The organism is Bdellovibrio sp. BCCA, assembly GCF_037996825.1.
Classification (GTDB): domain Bacteria; phylum Bdellovibrionota; class Bdellovibrionia; order Bdellovibrionales; family Bdellovibrionaceae; genus Bdellovibrio.
The window spans coordinates 2463421-2481619 of record NZ_JBBNAC010000001.1; the positions used below are offsets into that span (position 1 = coordinate 2463421).

The 18199-nt window shown below is 45.0% G+C and carries 14 protein-coding genes; 5 read left to right on the forward strand and 9 right to left on the reverse strand.

Features of this window, described 5'->3' with window-relative positions; translation table 11 throughout:
- Positions 1 to 4: 4 nt before the first annotated feature.
- The 3 genes from AAAA78_RS19705 to AAAA78_RS12005 form a co-directional block, all read right to left on the reverse strand.
- On the reverse strand, positions 5 to 247 hold the full coding sequence (locus AAAA78_RS19705) for a hypothetical protein (RefSeq protein WP_445291981.1): 243 nt from the start codon (positions 245 to 247) through the stop codon (positions 5 to 7).
- 295 nt (positions 248 to 542) lie between these two features.
- Positions 543 to 9263, reverse strand: coding sequence for a GH36-type glycosyl hydrolase domain-containing protein (locus tag AAAA78_RS12000; RefSeq protein ID WP_340592289.1), 8721 nt, complete (start codon positions 9261 to 9263; stop codon positions 543 to 545).
- An 81-nt stretch (positions 9264 to 9344) separates the two neighbouring features.
- Positions 9345 to 10886 (reverse strand): M17 family metallopeptidase, encoded by a 1542-nt coding sequence (locus tag AAAA78_RS12005; protein WP_340592290.1) that lies wholly within the window; start codon positions 10884 to 10886, stop codon positions 9345 to 9347.
- A gap of 56 nt (positions 10887 to 10942) precedes the next feature.
- Here AAAA78_RS12005 and AAAA78_RS12010 point away from each other — a divergent pair, with 56 nt between their 5' ends.
- From AAAA78_RS12010 to AAAA78_RS12025, 4 genes are all read left to right on the forward strand, one after another.
- Positions 10943 to 11974 (forward strand): endonuclease/exonuclease/phosphatase family protein, encoded by a 1032-nt coding sequence (locus tag AAAA78_RS12010; protein ID WP_340592291.1) that lies wholly within the window; start codon positions 10943 to 10945, stop codon positions 11972 to 11974.
- 92 nt (positions 11975 to 12066) lie between these two features.
- Positions 12067 to 12456, forward strand: a complete 390-nt coding sequence (gene apaG, locus AAAA78_RS12015) for a Co2+/Mg2+ efflux protein ApaG (protein WP_445291982.1) — start codon at positions 12067 to 12069, stop codon at positions 12454 to 12456.
- Between the two features lie 86 nt (positions 12457 to 12542).
- Entirely contained in the window at positions 12543 to 12857 is a 315-nt protein-coding gene (locus AAAA78_RS12020) for a hypothetical protein (protein ID WP_340592293.1), read from the forward strand.
- Positions 12829 to 13395, forward strand: a complete 567-nt coding sequence (locus AAAA78_RS12025) for a GNAT family N-acetyltransferase (protein WP_340592294.1) — start codon at positions 12829 to 12831, stop codon at positions 13393 to 13395. Before AAAA78_RS12020 ends, AAAA78_RS12025 begins: the two co-directional genes overlap by 29 nt.
- On the opposite strand, the gene AAAA78_RS12030 is transcribed toward AAAA78_RS12025, so the two are convergent.
- Positions 13392 to 13718 carry a DUF3303 family protein gene (locus tag AAAA78_RS12030; protein ID WP_340592295.1) on the reverse strand — a complete coding sequence of 109 codons (327 nt, stop codon included), beginning with the start codon at positions 13716 to 13718 and terminating at the stop codon, positions 13392 to 13394. The genes AAAA78_RS12025 and AAAA78_RS12030 overlap by 4 nt on opposite strands.
- A 140-nt stretch (positions 13719 to 13858) precedes the next feature.
- Between AAAA78_RS12030 and AAAA78_RS12035 the strand changes: the two genes are divergently transcribed.
- Positions 13859 to 14344 carry a hypothetical protein gene (locus AAAA78_RS12035; RefSeq protein WP_340592296.1) on the forward strand — a complete coding sequence of 162 codons (486 nt, stop codon included), beginning with the start codon at positions 13859 to 13861 and terminating at the stop codon, positions 14342 to 14344.
- Positions 14345 to 14377: 33 nt separating this feature from the next.
- Here the strand turns inward: AAAA78_RS12035 and pdxH are convergent, their stop codons facing one another.
- The 5 genes from pdxH to AAAA78_RS12060 all read right to left on the reverse strand — a co-directional run bounded on the left by pdxH (position 14378) and on the right by AAAA78_RS12060 (position 18182).
- The gene (gene pdxH, locus AAAA78_RS12040) at positions 14378 to 14965 is read right to left on the reverse strand and encodes a pyridoxamine 5'-phosphate oxidase (protein WP_340592297.1); all 588 of its coding nucleotides are present in this window, start codon (positions 14963 to 14965) and stop codon (positions 14378 to 14380) included.
- Positions 14965 to 15669 (reverse strand): FKBP-type peptidyl-prolyl cis-trans isomerase, encoded by a 705-nt coding sequence (locus AAAA78_RS12045; protein ID WP_340592298.1) that lies wholly within the window; start codon positions 15667 to 15669, stop codon positions 14965 to 14967. The genes pdxH and AAAA78_RS12045 overlap by 1 nt, the downstream gene beginning before the upstream one ends.
- A gap of 93 nt (positions 15670 to 15762) precedes the next feature.
- The gene (gene mnmH / locus AAAA78_RS12050) at positions 15763 to 16902 is read right to left on the reverse strand and encodes a tRNA 2-selenouridine(34) synthase MnmH (protein WP_340592299.1); all 1140 of its coding nucleotides are present in this window, start codon (positions 16900 to 16902) and stop codon (positions 15763 to 15765) included.
- Positions 16903 to 17952 (reverse strand): selenide, water dikinase SelD, encoded by a 1050-nt coding sequence (gene selD / locus AAAA78_RS12055; RefSeq protein WP_340592300.1) that lies wholly within the window; start codon positions 17950 to 17952, stop codon positions 16903 to 16905. It abuts the gene before it with no gap.
- Positions 17949 to 18182, reverse strand: a complete 234-nt coding sequence (locus AAAA78_RS12060; protein WP_295899775.1) for a Sec-independent protein translocase subunit TatA/TatB — start codon at positions 18180 to 18182, stop codon at positions 17949 to 17951. The genes selD and AAAA78_RS12060 overlap by 4 nt, the downstream gene beginning before the upstream one ends.
- Between the last annotated feature and the right edge of the window lie 17 nt (positions 18183 to 18199).

An 18199-nucleotide genomic window follows, 5' to 3' on the forward strand; every position in this document is an offset into this window, starting at 1 on the left:
CGTTTTAGAGCCCGGTGGTGTCTTCGATATGCAAAGTTCGACCCGCAGTTCTTAGACAGTGCTCTCCGCAATAGATGATTCCATCTTCCTCAACCCCCTGCCCGATGATCCGACAGGAGCAATTCGCGCACACGGGTGCGAGTCGATGAATGGCACATTCAAAACAGTCAAATTCATGACTGATATTTTTTAAGATTACCTTGAAGCTATTTTTATAGTGATTCCCGCACGTTTCACAAACACCCATGACTCCTCCATAGTGCACATCTTAAATCGGGAGTTTTAGATGACGAAGTTACACGGCAGAAACATTCAAAGACACATGGAGCTGTGGCACGACCTGCGACAAAGCAAGGAATCACAGCTTTGTCTTTGTAAAGAAGAATCCTAGGATAGAGGCATATGAAAAGAAAATCTAGAACAACAAAGAACAAAGGCTCGAAACAGGAATCCAAAAAAGTTCCATTACCTTACCAGGAGACTGTTTACGAAGAACTCAATAACCGTTCTTTCCACGCTAACTTCAACGTTTTGATTCACCATTACAAAAAGAAAGACTTTTCCTTACCGACAAAACCGGAATAAGGAACCTGCACCACGATTTCATGGGTCTTTGCATCGTCGACAAGCCGCAATTCTCCATTATCAGACACCATTCTTCCTTCCTCCACCACGACAAGGTTTTCATTTTTATTTTGTGGAAAATTCTCGACCCTTATTTTATAAAGACTTCGCTTGTAACGGTACTGAACATCGTAAAAAGGCCAAGTTTCAGGCACACAAGGTTTAAAGTACATTCGATTCCCTTCGATATGGATTCCCAATAGAGATTCAATCCCAGCTCGATAGAACCACGAAGCAGAGCCCGTATACCAACTCCACCCTCCCCGGCCCGTGTGGGGCTCGACAGCGTAAACATCTGCCGCGACCACGTAAGGTTCAATTTTGTATTTTTGCACGCCCGCCCTACTGCGGGAATGTTGAATGGGGTTGAGCATACTGAATATCTCATAAACGCGGGTCGTATCTTTAAGTTTTGCAAAGGCCATCAATACCCACAAAGCCGCATGAGTGTATTGTCCTCCATTCTCACGGACTCCAGGGACATAACCCTTAATATATCCAGGATCTAGAGGGGTTTTATCAAACGGTGGCGTCAATAAAAGAATGATATTTTTATCTTTCAAAACCAGGTGTTCCCAAACACTTTGCATTGCCTGCCGCTGCCTCTCAGGACTCCCTGCTCCAGACAAGATCGACCAGGTCTGTGCCAAAGAATCGATTTTACATTCTTCACTTTCTCTTGAACCGATAGGTGTTCCATCATCAAAGTAAGCTCGGCGATACCATTGCCCATCCCAGCTATTGGCTTCAACATTCTTTTTAAGAACTTCTACGACATTGACGTATTGAGCCTTTTTTTCAGGTTCGCAAAATGGCAAAAAGTCTTCGATGACTTTAATTAAGAACCACGCCATCCACACGCTCTCGCCCTGCCCTTTTTCTCCGACCCGGTTCATACCGTCATTCCAGTCTCCAGAGCCGATCAAGGGAAGTCCGTGCTTTCCGAGCTTCAAAGAATGATCTATTGTGCGCAGGCAATGATCTAAGAGCGGCGACTCCAACGCCGATTTTTCCGGCTGCGTGTAAGCGTCTTCTTGTTCTGGCGACAATAACGGCGCTTCAATAAAAGAAACTTTCTCTTGCAGAATACCTTCGTCACCACTGCACCGAATATAGTGACTGACAACCAAAGGCAGCCATAATAAGTCATCTGAAAAATGAGTGCGCACTCCGCGCCCTGTGGGAGGATGCCACCAATGCTGCACGTCTCCTTCCGGAAACTGCCGTGAGGCCGCACGTAGAATATGTTCTCTAGCTAAAGCTGGTCGGGCATATACAAAGGCCATGCAGTCTTGCAACTGGTCCCGGAATCCATAAGCCCCCCCCGACTGATAGAATGCGGAACGTGCCCAGAAACGACAAACAATAGACTGATAAAGAAGCCAGCGATTTAACAGAAAATCCAAGGACTGGTCAGGTGTTTTAACTTGAATAACATTTAGTATTTCATCCCACATCGCGCACATTTCATGGTACGCGTTCTCGACCGCTTCCATTTTTTGATATTTTAATATCAACTCTTGCGCTTTTGTTTTGTTTTCAGCCTGTCCTAACAAAAAAGTTATTTCGACTTCCTCATGTGGTTTTATTTCCACCATTGTTTGCAAGGCCCCGCAGGGGTCTAACCCGATCCCAGTGCGTCCCGAAAGATTCTGCCGTTGCAAAGCCTCCGGAGAGGAAAAATGTCCGTTTCTTCCCAAAAATTCTTTACGATCACACGTAAAACTTTTCGCCGTACCCAACATTTTGAAAAAAGAAATTCTTTCTGCAAATTCGTGATTGTATGAATTCTTAGCGAATATTGTTTTATCAGCGCCGACTTCTGTAAAGATGTAGGGTGCGGATTTATCTCGTTGATTTCCTAAAACCCATTCGACGTAAGCCCAGACAGAAATCTTACGTTTTCGCGTCGAAATATTTTTCAAGCGCAGATGCGTGATCTTAACGGAGTCGTCTTTGGGAACGAATACGTTAAGATACGAAGAGATATCCTGCTGACTGTGCTCGAACTTCGTATACCCTTGGCCATGACGAATAATATAAAGACCTGAATCGCGTATGGGTAAAGGGGTTGGACTCCAAATCTTTCCGGTTTCTTCATCCCGCAGATATAGAATTTCCCCCGGTGGATCGCACACAGGATCGTTCGACCACGGTGTCAGCCGATTTTCTCGGCTATTCACGGACCAGGTAAACCCAGCTCCTGTTTCAGAAATTTGAAAACCGAAATCATGTGGATTTGCAATGACATTGATCCAAGGCGCCGGAGTCCACAGGCCTTCTTTTAAATAAATGATATACTCTCTGCCGTCCGCGGAGAATCCGCCCAAACCATTAAAGAATTTAAGCTCCGGTAATAAAACCTCTGCCTTGGGATATTTGCGATTTTCGTCAGCGGGCACAAAGATTGGGGCATATTTCTCCGGCAGGATTTTGCGGGCCACCTGTTCTTTTAAGGAGCCCAGTTCAGAAGAAAGAACAACGCGAGCCATAGCCTGAATTAAAGCCCGATCTTTTTCAGGCATCGTATCTAAACGCAACGAAAAGATACCGCCGGGCTTGTTGAGCCACCCTTGATAGCCGCTGTAACGAACCTGTCGTAAAATTTCTTCTTGCAGATCTTGCAGATAAACACTTTTGGGGTCGTTGAGAATAACGAAATCATAAGAAAGTCCCTTTAAACGCAGATATTCGTGTCCTCTTAAAAGTCTGCGAAGCATGCCCAAATCCCGCTTGTCCGCCACTCTCAGTACCACGATCGGCAAATCTCCACTGATGCCATAAGGCCAGAGGCTCGCCTGCTCACGAGTATGCGCCGCTAAGAAGTGAGATGGCTGACGCAAAGACGGATCTGAGTATAAAATTCTCTCTGCCAATCTTTGGAATAAATAGGCCGCTTCAGAATCCATACCCAAGTGCCGCAGATCCATGCGGGACTTGGTCCAAGCCAGCTGACTTTCGCGCTCAAATGCAAGAATGTCGTGATAGCGATCCGCCAGTTGCAAAACCTCGTCTTTAGAAAAAGCAATGCCTGTCGTAAACTGAATTCGACGAGTTTCACCAGGCGGAATACGCACCTTTACCCGCAAAGATAAAACAGGATCCAAAGTGGACCCCACGGTATTCGTAAGCTCCGCTCCCGGACTCATTGCAGACGGATTTTGCAAACTGCGACCACGTCCGATAAAACGGGCTCTGTCCGTCTCATACTCAACACCGCTTTCAAGCGCCTGATCCGTCGTCACACCGTGAAATCCCCAAACTTCATTTTTCTTGACGGAACGAGGACGGCGACGAGCCAAAAGACAATTTTTTGACGATAAAAACTCCGTCTGTACAAAAAGATTGCTAAAAGCCGGATGCGCTTGATCTTCCGCCAACGGAGCTAAAACCGGTTCCATGTAACTTGTCACTTCAACAAAGCGCTCTTTAAAAGAGTCATTGCTTACTGAAATCGACCGCATATCCAGATTGGATTCCGGCGCAACGATGACTTCGCTGTGAGTGCGAAGGTCTCCATCCTGACGCAAAAATTCAACCTTATCTTCGGAGAAAATAACCTTGTAGTTGTCTGGCTTCTTAAGGGACGGCTGCGAACTTGCAGACCAAGCCATGTTGTTTTCAAGGTCTCTAATGAAGAAGAAACTTCCCCAATGGTCACGAGTCGCATCTTCGCGCCACCGACTCACGGCCAAATCTTCACATTTCGAATATCCCGCACCTGCTGTCGACAGCATGAGTGAGTATTTTCCATTGGAAAGAATTTGCACACGTGGACTGTGGTGAGCGGATTCGTCATACACTCGCGAGAAAGACTTTAATAACGAGTCTTCCACACCATTCCACTCGATTGCCGCCGCTTTCGGAGGTGCCAGGAGGACCTTCTGCGGAATTCGTTCCTGCAATAATACTTGCGCTGCACGAACCCGAGATTCTGCATGAAAACGCTCTTGCATGATTTCGGAGTTCAGTATGTTATCAACAGCGACGAGACTCATTCCCTGATGGTGAGCCATGTAAGACCGAATCACGGAAAATTTTTGTTCGGGACTTAAACGCTCCGGCGTATAATCGATGGCCTCATAAAAACCGTAACGCGTGAGAATATTTTGTTGAATAAAATGGCGAAGGTTTTTAATAGCCTCGACAGGACTGACCATGGCCGCCAGAAAAGTTGAATAAGGTGACACAACTAAATCATGCCCCAGTCCCCTTTTTAACCCCAAGCCCGGAACTCCGAAAGGACCGTATTGGTAATTGAAATTGAGATCCCGAGCGTTGTATCCCGCCTCAGAAATCCCCCACGGAACACGAAGCTTTTTACCGTAGCTGATTTGTCTGCGAACGACGGTAAAAACAGTTTCGTACAACAAGGTGCTCTCATAATTTTTCATCACCAGTTGAGGCATCAAATATTCAAACATCGAAGCGGACCAAGAGACGAGCGCTCTCTGTCCATCGACAGGAACCAATTGACGGCCTAAACGGAACCAATGTTTTTGACCGACGTCTCCTTTAATAATGGCGATAAAACTTGCCAGACGGGCTTCCGAGGCCAGTAAATCATAGTATGCATTATCCGACCGCATCTCAGTGACGTTGTAGCCAATCGAAAAAACTTCACGCTCTTTGTCCATGAGAAATGAAAAATCCATGGCCTCAAAAAAATCTTCGCAGTCCGCCTCTATTCTTGCAACAGAGCTTAAAAAATTTTTTAGATTTCCTATAGCCCCTTCGCATTTTTCCAGCAGCCTCTCGCAGAACTCAACATATTCTTTGTTGCGAGATTTTAAAAAAATCAATTGCTCTTTCGTCTTTTCATACGCATTTAAAAGATCTTCAGCGCCCCGATTTTCCAGAAGAGACTTTCGCAAATCCGACCATTCGGGTACCTGCCGCCATTGACTCTCTTCCTGAAGAAATGGAAAATATAATTGCAAATCCTGATCGAGATCCGTCAATAAAGACATGAGAGATTTAACCCAACCTCGTAGATTTTCATAGTGCTTCAATCCATGCTCTAGTTCTAATGCCGTCAAACTATCATCGATGTCACCCATTGACTGAGTTAAGAATCGAAGTGTTATAAACCACTCTTCCAAATTTTCCGGAGACTTTCCTAACAAAATACGCTTCGCCTCTAAAATGCGTTCATAGAGATGAGTAGAGCTAATAGCGTTGGTTGCCTGCCTTTGGTGTCGTAGATGAAGGACTTCTTCCTCAATCAATGACAACGTGACTTGCGCGCCGGATAAAAGTTCTTTCGGAAAAAACGGAGACTTGGTCAGCTCCAAACACGCTTGTTTTGTCACCAAAAGCGCGCCTGCAAAGTTTCCGCTATCAACCACTGATACATACTTTGGATACAACGGTTCTAGGCTTTGAGTGTCATACCAATTCAAAAAATGTCCGTGAAACTTTTCCAGTTTCTTAGCCGTGGCAAAAAACGCATTTATTATTTTTACGCATGAACGTGGACTGATATAACCTAAATCTTTTGCGGATATTAAGCATAAAGCATATAGCCCCATGTTCGTGGGAGAGGTGCGATGGGCCACAATATGCTCAGGATCTTCCTGCACATTATCCGGTGGAAGCCAATTATCTTGAGGGCCGACAAAGGTTTCAAAAAAATGCCATATCTTTCGGGCTATACCATTCAAAAAAACTTTTTCGTTTTCGGAAAGCTCCGGTGACTTTTTCCTTAGGCGCAAGGAAGTCCATTGTGCCACCAGAGGCTGCGAAGCCCACACCAAAAGAAACGGCAGCGCCACCACAAACGCCGTCCCGTTCCCCCTTACAAGAAGAACGGCAAAAAGCAATCCAAGAATAACTTCAACAGGCCAAGATTTTTTCCATATGGATCGATCTAAAGAATAACCTTTATCCACTTGCGCCGAGGCCACCCATTCAAGACATTTCCGCTTAGAGACATGACTGCGGTACAAGGCGCGCGCAATGGCATCACACTCTGCAAAAGCTTTATGGGGTAAAAAAATCAAAGACAGCGTAAACTGTGCAAGACTTGTTTTAGTCCTTCCAAGCTCAGACCAAAAACTGCTTGTCCAAGGCATTCCTCGCGGGCTGACAAAAAGACCATTGGCTACATGAAGAAAGCAAGGTAAAGCGATCACCAGCGTCGTCAGCAATGTCCAAAACAGAGCATGCCCCGGCAATATCAGCCATCCCAAAACATAAGCAACAAATAACCAAATCGCGACCAAGCTGCGACGAAGATTGTCGTATATTTTCCAGCGAGATATCAAAGGCAATTGATTCAAAACCTTTCTGCCAGAGGAGTTTGGCACAAAGGGCAATATCCATCGCCAAATTTGCCAGTCTCCCCGCACCCATCGGTGTTGCCTTTGAATATAATTAAAATAATTGCCAGGATAATCATCAAGAAGCTCAATGTCCGTCGCCAATGCAACTCTTGCAAAAAGTCCTTCGAAAAGATCGTGACTTAAGACAGTGTTTTCAGGGACGCGATCTTTCAGAACGGATTCAAAAATATCAATTTCATAAAGACCTTTACCGGTAAAGCTGCCTTCTTTGAAAAGATCCTGATAAACATCAGACACAGCCGTGGTGTAAGGGTCAATTCCCGTGTGACCTGAAAAAATCGCAGCGAACGTCGAGCGTGAAGAACTTTCCAGTGAAATACTTATCCGTGGCTGAATAATGCCGTAACCTTTAGTGACCCGTCCAAGAGTTTTATCGACAAGCGCACGATTCAAAGGGTGAAGTGCCGTACCAATTAATTTTTTTGCGGTATCCAATCCAAGTTGCGTGTCTGCATCGAGAGTAATGATGTACTTAAAGCTCGAACGCAGTTCGACAGGAGCCGTGGCGACAATGTAAGAAGTCCTGTGATCCCCTCTTAACAGACGATTGAGCTCATGGATCTTTCCCCGCTTACGCTCCCACCCCATCCATTTTTTTTCGACGTCATTCCACTTTCGTTTTCGATGAAAAAGAAAAAAGCGATCTTCACCCTCGTTAGCGTAGATTTGATTCAATCGCGCAATGCCCGATTGCGCCTCATTAAGCAAAAACACATCCTCTGGCATCGTTTCTTGAGGGGCATCAATGTAGTCTGTTACTAACGCAAAATAAATTTCTGGGTCCCGATTTCCTAAATAATGAACCTCTAATTTCTCCAAAAGGTGCCGGACCGTTTCTAAATCGGGTAGCAAACAAGGCACGATAATCATTGTCCGCGCCTCAGCTGGAACTCCTTGAGAGACATCCATTTTTGCTAAATGCCGGGGTCCTAGTATATGAGTTAGAGCGAAGTTAAAAAGACTAACAGCGAAGTCACTGGCCGGAATAAAAAAGAGCCACGCAATTCCAACCAACCCTCCCCACAAAGCCCCATGCAATGAAGCATACCAAATCGGCAAAACCAAAAGAGCCGCTATTAAAACAGTCAAAGAACTTAAATAAAATAGCGTGGGCCACTTTTGTAAAGCTCTGACAACTCTTTCTTTGAGGGGCGGTGAATAATGAAATTTTTTTTCCAGCGTTAAAAGTCCGTAGTCTTTCAAATAGAATCCGACATGTGTTTTTGCCTCTTCTGCAAAAACCAAAGCCTGCCTTGCGATGTCTCGCTCTGCAGCTCCCGTCCTTTTTCCAATTCTTTCTATTGTGTGGCGATACTCATCTCGAGTCGCAAACTCCATGTGAAGGTAATCGCCCGACGGATCCGTCGCCAAGTCCTGATCCAGCAAACTGACACTTTCAAAAAACACCTTCCAATCAATATTTGATAGAAGACGCATGCTTGAAATAATATTGGCGATAGTCACTTGATTTGCGGCCTGATGCTGATGCTCCAGGTAAACGACTTCTTCTAAGGTGCAATGGCAGTTTTGGAGAATATTTTCCAAATACTCTGAGGCCGGCCAGATATCTGATTCTTGATCACGGAGTTTTTTGGCCATTTGAGAAATGAAAGCATACTCAGCTTCGATATTTCTTCCGCAATGCTGTGAAATGCTTTCAATCGCTTTTTTTAATTTTGCAGGATCACGAACTTTTTCAACTATCTCATCGACGATAAGATCCGCTTGTTTTTGTTGGTTGCGGTCCCAGACAATTCGCAAAGCCACACGACGAATGTTTTCCACCAAAGCCAAACGCAATGTGATCGCCACCGCCCACAACTCACCAATATTTAAATACGCTTTAGTCTGAAAAGCCTGTATAAAACGACGAATGGTCTCGACATCCAGGCGACTGTCCGAATGAGCCACTAACGCCAAAGACAAAGCATAAATGCGCGGATACCCTGCAAGATCCCCTATGGAAATTTTTGGAAGCTCTTCGTAATAAGATTTTGGCAGGTCCTCTTGTATTTCACGAAGCTGCTCTTCAACGACATAGAAATTATCAATCAGCCATTCCGCCGCAGGTGAAACCGCTTCTTTATTTCGGGCGGCTTCGACTAATAATTTATAGGAAGATAAAAGCTTATCACCGCTGTCACGCATACGGTGTAAAAGACGACGGCGTATTTTAGGAGCTTTATCAACCTCTAAGTGCTCTGCCAGATAAACGGCATATTCTTCCAACCTCTCAAGGCTGTATATTTCCCCTCGAATGGGAGTTTCAGCAATGTCAGTAAGAGACGGACGCATGCACCCTCCGAAATTCCGATATTAAAACCAAGGAGGGTGTCAAACGAAGTTACACGACAGAAAATTTGCAAGAAGACAAAATTACCTCAACGCGCGATCAGAAAGGAACTCGATCAAGCATTGAACGGGTTGACCGCTTCCTCCGCTAGAGAGCAAAGCCCCTTGTGCTTTGTCAGTCCATGCGTAGACATCCAAGTGCGCCCATTTTTTTCCACGGACGAATTTTTGTAGGAACAAGGCTGCCGTGATGGCACCACCGAATCCACCGCCGGAGTTTTTAAAGTCTGCAAATGGAGAAGACATTTCCCCCCAGTATTTTTCAAACAAAGGCATGCGCCAGTTCAGGTCACCAGCACGTTGTCCTGCATGAGTGAGAGCAGAAGCCAATTGATCGTCATTCGAGAAAAGACCTGCGATCTCAGCGCCAAGACCGACTTTAATAGCGCCTGTCAAAGTCGCAACGTCGATCACGTATTCAGGTTCATCAGAACCTTTTTGTGTGCACGCAACATCCAAGACATCTGCCAAGACCAAACGGCCTTCAGCGTCTGTGTTGTCGATTTCCACTTTCAAGCCATTGCGAGCGGTGACCACGTCACTTGGACGGAAGGATTTTCCATCCACTGCATTTTCAGCCAATGCCAGATAGAAATCCACCGGACCTGGATAATTACTGTCCGCAACCCAAGTCGCCAGAGCCATCACACTCGCTGCTCCACCCATATCCTTTTTCATCAAACGCATTCCCGAAGAAGGTTTGATATCCAAGCCGCCTGTATCAAACGTGATTCCTTTACCGACAAAGGCGATAGGTTTTAGTTTTGATTTTTTTGTCGGACGGTATTTAAGGTGAACCATGCAAGGCCCGTTTTCAGCGCCTTGGCCCACAGCTACGTGAAGACCCATGTTTTCTTGCATTAATTTCTTCGTATCCCACACCGCGACTTTTAAAGTCGATGGGAATGAAAGTTTGCTTGTCGCAAACTCTGCAAAAGTTCTTGGATTTAAATCGTTCGGTGGCAAATTCACCAAGTGACGAGCAATATTCACCGCGCGTGCACGAAGCATGGCTTCTTTAATAAGATCTTTATCCAATCCACCCAAAGATTTTTTCAAAGCGACCTTAGGAAGTTCCGACAATTGTTTTCCGTCAACAAATTGGCGGAAGTTGTAAACTGCCATATCAAAGCCAACTAAAGCTCCCAAATCTTGAACTTCTTCCGTTCCATGAAACTCGATTTGCACCCCTTTTAAATGGTGCGCTTTAAAGTGACTTACTAAGGAGCCAAATTGATCACGCGCCCAAGTGTAGCTGGCTTCGTCGATCAAACCATCATGTCCCACAGAATTTTTGGAACGAGAACGCAAAATCCAAACAGGTCCTTTTTGTCCTACGAAATAAAGAAACTCACGCTCGTTTTTCTTAAGGCTGTCGAACTGCCAATCCAGTGCGTGCTGTTCCACTAAAGATGTGAATTTATTTGAATCATCCACTCCCAAGAAATAGACGAAGCCTGTCAATTCATTCTTTACTTTAAGTTCTTTGCCAAAATCAAAAGTCTCAATCCATGAATGAAATTGAAGCTTTGTTGAGGTTTTCTTCGGAGTCGATTTTTTAGCCACTGTATTTCCTCACTTTTAGTTTGTGATTCGGGTGATAAATTCCGTAAAATCATAATATGACGTGGACAGAGACCACAAATTTAAAATTTTGCTTACTCAATGCAGAGAATCTCTTTTTGATGTTCGACGGGACACCAACAAAAGATGTCTTGAATCTGAAAGAAGCTCAGTGGCAACGTCTGTCCTCTTCCATTTATGAGAATAAGTCGTTAAAGAAAACTCAAGATATCGCCAAAGCCTTAAAAGAGATCAACGCCGACATTATTATGCTCTGCGAAGTTGGTGGTTTTGAGTCCTTAAAAAACTTCAACCTTCTCTTTATGGATGATGCCTATTCCCCTTGTTTGATTGAGGGAAACTCCGAAAGAAATATCGACGTCGGTTTTTTGATCCGCAAGAACCTGCCGTTCTACTTTGATCTTCAATCCAACAAGAACCGACCGATCAATTACCTCTACCCTCATGAGCGCGAAAGTCTTTTGCACGGCTATCCGGTCAAAGGTGGCAAGGTCACAAGCAGTCATAAGTTTTCACGAGACGTGGCGGAGCTTCGACTTTTTAAAACTGACAAAGAAAAACCGTCACTGATTGTTTTGCTCGCTCATCTGAAGTCACGCTTAGATCCTGAACGGATTGATCCCAACGGTTTTGAGAGACGCCAGGCTGAGCTTCGCACTTTGCTTGAGATCTACCATGAGCTTGAGATCGTGCATCCTGATCTGCCTTTGATTGTGGCGGGTGATTTTAATGGCAATGCCAGCATGATTAATACGGATGAAGAGTTTAAAGATCTGTACTCTTCGACTCCTTTAAAAGATGTGCTGGAGGTCAGCGGTCTTCCGCAAGAAGCGCGTGCCACTTTTTACCAAGTTCGAAACGGATCTCGCGCGGAAGGACGGCAAATTGATTTTGCGTTTTTGTCGCCGCACACACAGCAGTTGGTGAAACCAGGTGGCTCGTATGTGCATCGATATAAGGATGAGTTCGGTATGGAACATGACATCCCAAGAAATATGGATGCCAAACTCAATCTCCCTTCGGATCATTATCCGTTGGTGTTTGAAATTGAGAACCTCAAACTCAAATAGCTCGCTACACACGCCGCATTACATTTGTTATCTGTCATTCTCTTTTTAGCTCGTTGACGTTTATATGCGTCGAAATTATCCTAGATGACACTATGGCAATGCAAAAAACAACAACCCCGAATTTTCAAATCACTGCGAAGGTCGTCTACGTTCCTGCGGAGTCGCGTCCAGAGCAGGGTTATCACTTTTTTGCTTACAAAATTTCAATCAAAAATGTGGGCGAAGCTCCGGCTCAATTGATGAGTCGTCATTGGGTGATTACGGATGCTCGTGGGCACAAAGAAGAAGTTCGCGGCCCGGGTGTTGTTGGAATGCAGCCAAAAATCCAACCGGGTCAGACGTTTGAATATGACAGCGCCTGCCCTCTTCATGCGGCCACAGGAAGTATGCAGGGTCGCTACCATTTCGTTGCAGAAAATGGAGAGAGCTTCAGCGTCGAAATCCCTGAATTCTATCTAATTGCTCCTCACGCTCTTCATTAATCGACAAGGTCTAGTTTTTTAGAAATTTTCTAGATCACTCAAAGAAAGCTGTGCTAAACCCTGTTCCCGATCGGAAGGGGGCTTTCATGGCTTGGTTCAAAAATCTGCGCGAACTTTTAGGACTTCAAAAAAACTCTACGATGTGTTTGTGCATGGTTGTTTCCGAGCAAGAAGGCGCAGAAATCTGGCTTAACGATCGAAAAACTAACTTCGTCACTCCGAAAGCCGTGGCGATTCCCAAAGGGCCTGAGACAAAAATCACTTTGAAACTTGTCGGCCACAAAGATCACATTGCTTACGTTAAAAGCGCTCATACATTGACCTATTATCATTGCAAGCTCGAACGAATTCCTCTTAGACTTATTCGTAATAATGAAATCTATCAAAGTGCCTCTTTATAAAAATACCCAACGTCTTGTTATTCGTCCTTTAGAAGAAACGGATTACGAAAACTGGGCGCAGGCCCATTCCTGTCTTCGTCCTCCACAAAATGAGTGGGACGAAACGAACTGGAAAGACTCTGAGCTCACGAAGAAAAAATTCAAAGAACTTTTGAAAATCCAGAAAGTTCAACGCGCGAAAGACATCTTTTATTCTTTTGGAATTTTCAGAAAAGATGACGGGATTTTATTGGGCACAGTAAACCTGATGGATATTTCCCGCGGGCCTTTTCAAAATGCTTACTTGGGTTATCGGATTTTTAATAACTACTGGGGAAACGGTTACGCGCAAGAGGCTTGCAAAGCAGCGATGCACATTGCTTTTAAAGACTTGAAACTTCACAGAGTTGAAGCTGGGATTGCTCCGACAAACAAAAGATCCATCAAAACCGCAAAAGCCATCGGCCTTCGCAAGGAAGGCCTCAGCCGCAAGCGTCTTTTGGTGCGCAACAAATGGGTGGATTTAGTATTGTACGCCGTCACCAAAGAAGACCTTTAAGTCGTCATTGATTTTCCGTATTTCTCAACACTTTGCTTAAGTCCCGGCATAGCCTTACCAAACTCGGCTTGAGTCATGGCAGGAATCAAATCCACATTTGCTCCCATGGCCAACCAGAATGGTTCAATCGCGCGCGGAATGTCTGCGGCAGAATCCAAGTTCACTAACGCAAAAATGGTGCGATGACCATCCGCCACACAAAAATACGCAGCCTCAGGCTTGAGACCCGACATCAAATCATCCATGCGTTCATTAAAGTTTTTGCTAGAGACAAACTTATTGCCGCCTTCAGTAGGGATAGTGATCTTCGCTAAAAAGTGCATAAAATTCTCCTTTTTTGGAAAGAGCATGACAGTCTCGACGGAAAGAGCAACGACGACGCTAAAAATACAAAACCTCTTTGTCTTTTTCAGAAAACTTTCTAAAATGAAAACATAAAGCCGGCGTAAGCCAAGGAGCTTCAATGAAAAACTTCGCCATCGCGACTGCCCTTGTCCTTTTAGCACAAACTTCATTAGCTTCTGAAACTCGCACTATCGATGGCGAAAAAGGCTCCTACATCCAACAAAGTTTGATCGAATTGACAGCGACTTCAGATTGCGAAGAAGACACCTGCAAATACACTCTTACAAACGTGAACTGCTCCTACGACGCCGACGCAAGTCCTTCAGGCGGAAGAATGATCCATGTCTCTGCCGACAACTCCGTCGGCCAACACGTTGATATGTACGAATATCCGGACGACGACGAAAAACTTTGCAACGGTAAAGAAATCAACGACGAAAACTGCCACTACGGACAAATCTCTTTGATCCAAAGAATGATCGAAGAAAATTTATTGAAGGACGGCGACAGCCACACAACAAGACTTTTGTGGGCGCAACTCAACAAAATCGAATGCACATCCAGCGACTACAACTCCGCTTCCTGCGTTTTCGAGTACAAATAGCGCAACAGCGCTACCAAAAGTAAGTCCGTACCTTTAAGGGCTTCTCATGAAGGTCTTCCACACTTTGCCGTCTCTTTGATAGACGTAACGCTCGTGGAGTCGACCGTTAAGACCGAACCAGAATTCAATTTCTGTTGGGATGACTCTCCATCCGCCCCAGTGCGGAGGACGAGGAACGACTTGTCCGTCGAATTGTTTTTCGTATTCAGCCACACGACGAACCAACCAATCACGATCGGGAATAATCTCACTTTGATGAGAAGCCCAAGCTCCGATCTGACTTAAGCGTGCGCGAGTTGCAAAGTACGCGTCACTTTCTTCGGAAGAGATCTTTTCAGCTTTTCCGGTGATGCGGATTTGTTGCCACAAAACGGGCCAGTGGAAATTCAAACAGACATTTTCATTGATAGCGATGTCTTGGCCTTTATGACTTTTGTAGTTGCCATAAAAAACAAAGCCCCCCTTGGAAACGTCTTTTAGATAGACGATTCGCACGGAGGGCACACCCTCTTCATCCACTGTCGCCACTGACATCGCATTGGCCTCAGGGACTTGCTTTGCGATCGCCTCTTTAAGAAGGCGATCGAAATGCTCAAAAGGGTCTTTGCTAAAATCGATCATTATTTCTTTTTAGCTTCAGCTTTTTTGTCTTGTTTTACGATGTCGATCAACTCAACGTCGAAAACTAGAACTGAATTTGGTGGGATGCCCGGACGACCAGAAGGACCGTAAGCAAGCTCAGGTGGGATGAAAAGTTTAGCTTTGCCGCCCACTTTCATCAATTGAAGAGCTTCTGTCCAACCTGGGATCACGCCGCCAACTGGGAATTCAGCTGGTTGACCACGATCGTAAGATGAATCGAATTGTTCACCGTTCGTCAAAGTTCCTTTGTAGTGAACTTTTACTACGTCTTCTTTTTTAGGAGAAGCGCCAGTGCCTTCTTTTTCAACGATGTATTGAAGACCCGAAGCTGTTGTTTTAACTCCAGCAGCAGATTTATTTTTCTCCAAGAAGTCTTTACCAGCTTTAGCATTGCTTTCAGCAGCTTCCTGTTGTTTTTTCATCGCCATTTCTTGAAGTTTCATCATCGCAGCTTGCATGTCTTCTTTAGACATTTCGTTTTTACCTGCGCCTGCATCTTTCAAAGCTTGCGCCAAAGCGTCAGCATCGAAATCGATGTTTTGTTGTTTCAAGTTGCCACCGATTTGTTGGCCGATAGCGTAGCTCGCTTTTTTCATATCAGTGTCGAGCTTAACTTTCTTTTGGCAAGCTGTTGTAAAAGCCATTGCAGCTACAACAAGACCACCAAGAACTAACTTATTCATGTTGTCTCCCCTTAAAGGTTGTTAATTTGCTAACGCCATATCTTGCGACGATTTCTCGCCGTTTCAAACAGATAACGCGCAGAGAAATAACGATCAGGGTTTCAGATTTTTAAGGAACTGCAAAGCTTCTTCAGCGGAACCTTTGAAGATCGGGCTTACCTGTCGGCGCTCCAAAGAGGAAAGATAAAGTGGGTCATAGTAATATTTTAGAAGTTTCTCGATCCAGATCTTGTTCGACTCGACTTCATTTTTATTCAAATAATCCTGCTCGGCATTTTCCAAATCCGCCAAGACTTCTTGAGTCCGCAATCCCCCAAGCTTCTTAGAAATAGCGTGCAAAGAAATTTTGTATTTTTCAAAAACCTTGAGAGCTTGAGACGTCAGAATCTGCTGTTCTTCTAAGCAACGCGGAGCCTGTCCCATGTGCTGACCAATCGCGGTCATTAGGACGTAATCTTTATAAATATTCTCGAGCCGAGTCTCAAAAGGCTCATCCAACCAGATGACTTGTGAAGCACGCAAACGATCAAAGAAACTTGTAGGCTGATAAACCTTTCCGATTAAACGACTTTCATCTTCGACGATGGGTCTTAAATTTCCAAGCCCCTTGTCCTCAAGCTTAAGAAATCGCACAGCCAACAGATTTTCAAAATTAATTTGGGTCGGTTGCGCCCTATCCAAAGCCCCAAAAGCCGAACCACGGTGTTGCGCGAAGAATTCCAAATCTATCGTAGGGTAAAAAGCATCAGCTTTTTTTAGGAACTCGGTCTTTCCACTTCCCGTCGGCCCGCACAGAGCCAGCAGTTCTTGATGTTTTGAAAACCGTTCGATCGTATCTATCAAAAATTGACGACTGGCTTTGTAACCGCCAACAATCAACGGCCGTTCAACACCCGCATCTTTCAACCATTGCTGAGTGATCTGCGATCTTTTTCCACCGCGAAAACAATAAATCACCGCATTCGGATTTTGCGCGATAAAACTTTTCCATTTTTCAAGGCGTTCTTCTTTGACGGAGCCAGAGATCAATTCATAGCCAAGCTTCACGGCGGCTTCTTGCCCCTGCTCTTTGTAGGTCGTGCCAATACGGGCGCGTTCAATGTCATTAAGAATGGGAAGATTCACAGATCCAGGAAGGCTTCCTTGGACAAATTCCACCGGAGCGCGCACATCAATCAGTGGCACATCATGAATAAATAAATCTTTAAGATGTTCCGGTTTAATATTCTTCATTTAGTTGAAGATCACTGCTTTATCTTGGCGAGCAATAACCTCTCCAATGATCTCAGCAGATTTAAACTTCGCACGCAAGGCCTGAACCATCAAACCGCTCACTTCCGGAGACACGCTTAAGAGCAAGCCTCCGCTGGTTTGTGGATCATGAATCAATAATTTATGAAGAGCGTCTAGTTTAGAAACGTCAATGGAGTCTTCCGTGTATTGAGCATTGCTTCTATGAGCCTTCGTCAGAAAACCCTTTTCCAGGCAATGCATAGTCTTCGCAAAACGCGGAAGTTTTTGTGAGTGAATTCGTAAACTGACTTGGCTTGCTTTCGCTAGTTGCATCGAATGCCCCGAAAGTCCAAAGCCTGTGATGTCTGTCGCCGCACGAACCTCGTTCACCAGATTTGCAGGAATAAAATCAATGGCGTTATTCACAGTGGCCATGCTGAGCAAAGCCTCCATGATATCTTCTTCCGTGGATTCTTGACGCTTTAAAGAGGCCGTCATAGTGCCCGTACCCAAAGCTTTTGTCAGGATCAAATGATCCCCGGGTTTAGCTTTAGCGTTGGACCATACATGATCAGGATGAACAAAACCTGTGACGGAAAGACCGAACTTCAAAGTATCGTCGTCAATTGAGTGACCGCCGACGAAATTGGCATCGGCTTCTGCGATTTTATCACTCGCCCCTTGCATCACATCAACGATCACGTGCTCTGGCATAGTGGCAATTGGAAACGCCAAAATACCCATCGCCGTTTTTGGTTTTCCGCCCATGGCATAGACATCGCTCAGCGCATTGGCCGCCGCGATTTCACCGAAAAGTTTGGGAGTATCAACAATGGGAGTAAAAAAATCGAGAGTTTGAACGAGCGCGATTTCGTCGTTCACTTTGTAAATTGCCGCATCATCAAAAAGACCGCCATCCACCAGAAGATTAGGATGAGGGACCGGGAACTTCACCTGTTGCAAAATTTTACGAAGTTCGGAGGCGGCCACCTTCGCGGCACATCCTCCTTTTTGCACAGTCTGAGTCAGGGCAATTTTTTCTGAGCTCATGATTGTTTGTGAGAGTCTTTTTCCTCTTGAGTTTGATTCAGAGGCTGTTCTTGATTTTGAGGAATTTGCTTACCAACTTCACGTTCCTGAGAAGCGTCTTCGTTCAGGCCTTTTTTAAAACCACGGATCGCCTCTCCCATAGAACGTCCCAATCCGGGAAGTTTGCTTGGGCCAAAAAGAAGTAAAGCAATGCCGCCAATCAATAGGATTTCAGTCCAACCAAGATTCATAAGGTCTCCTCGTTACA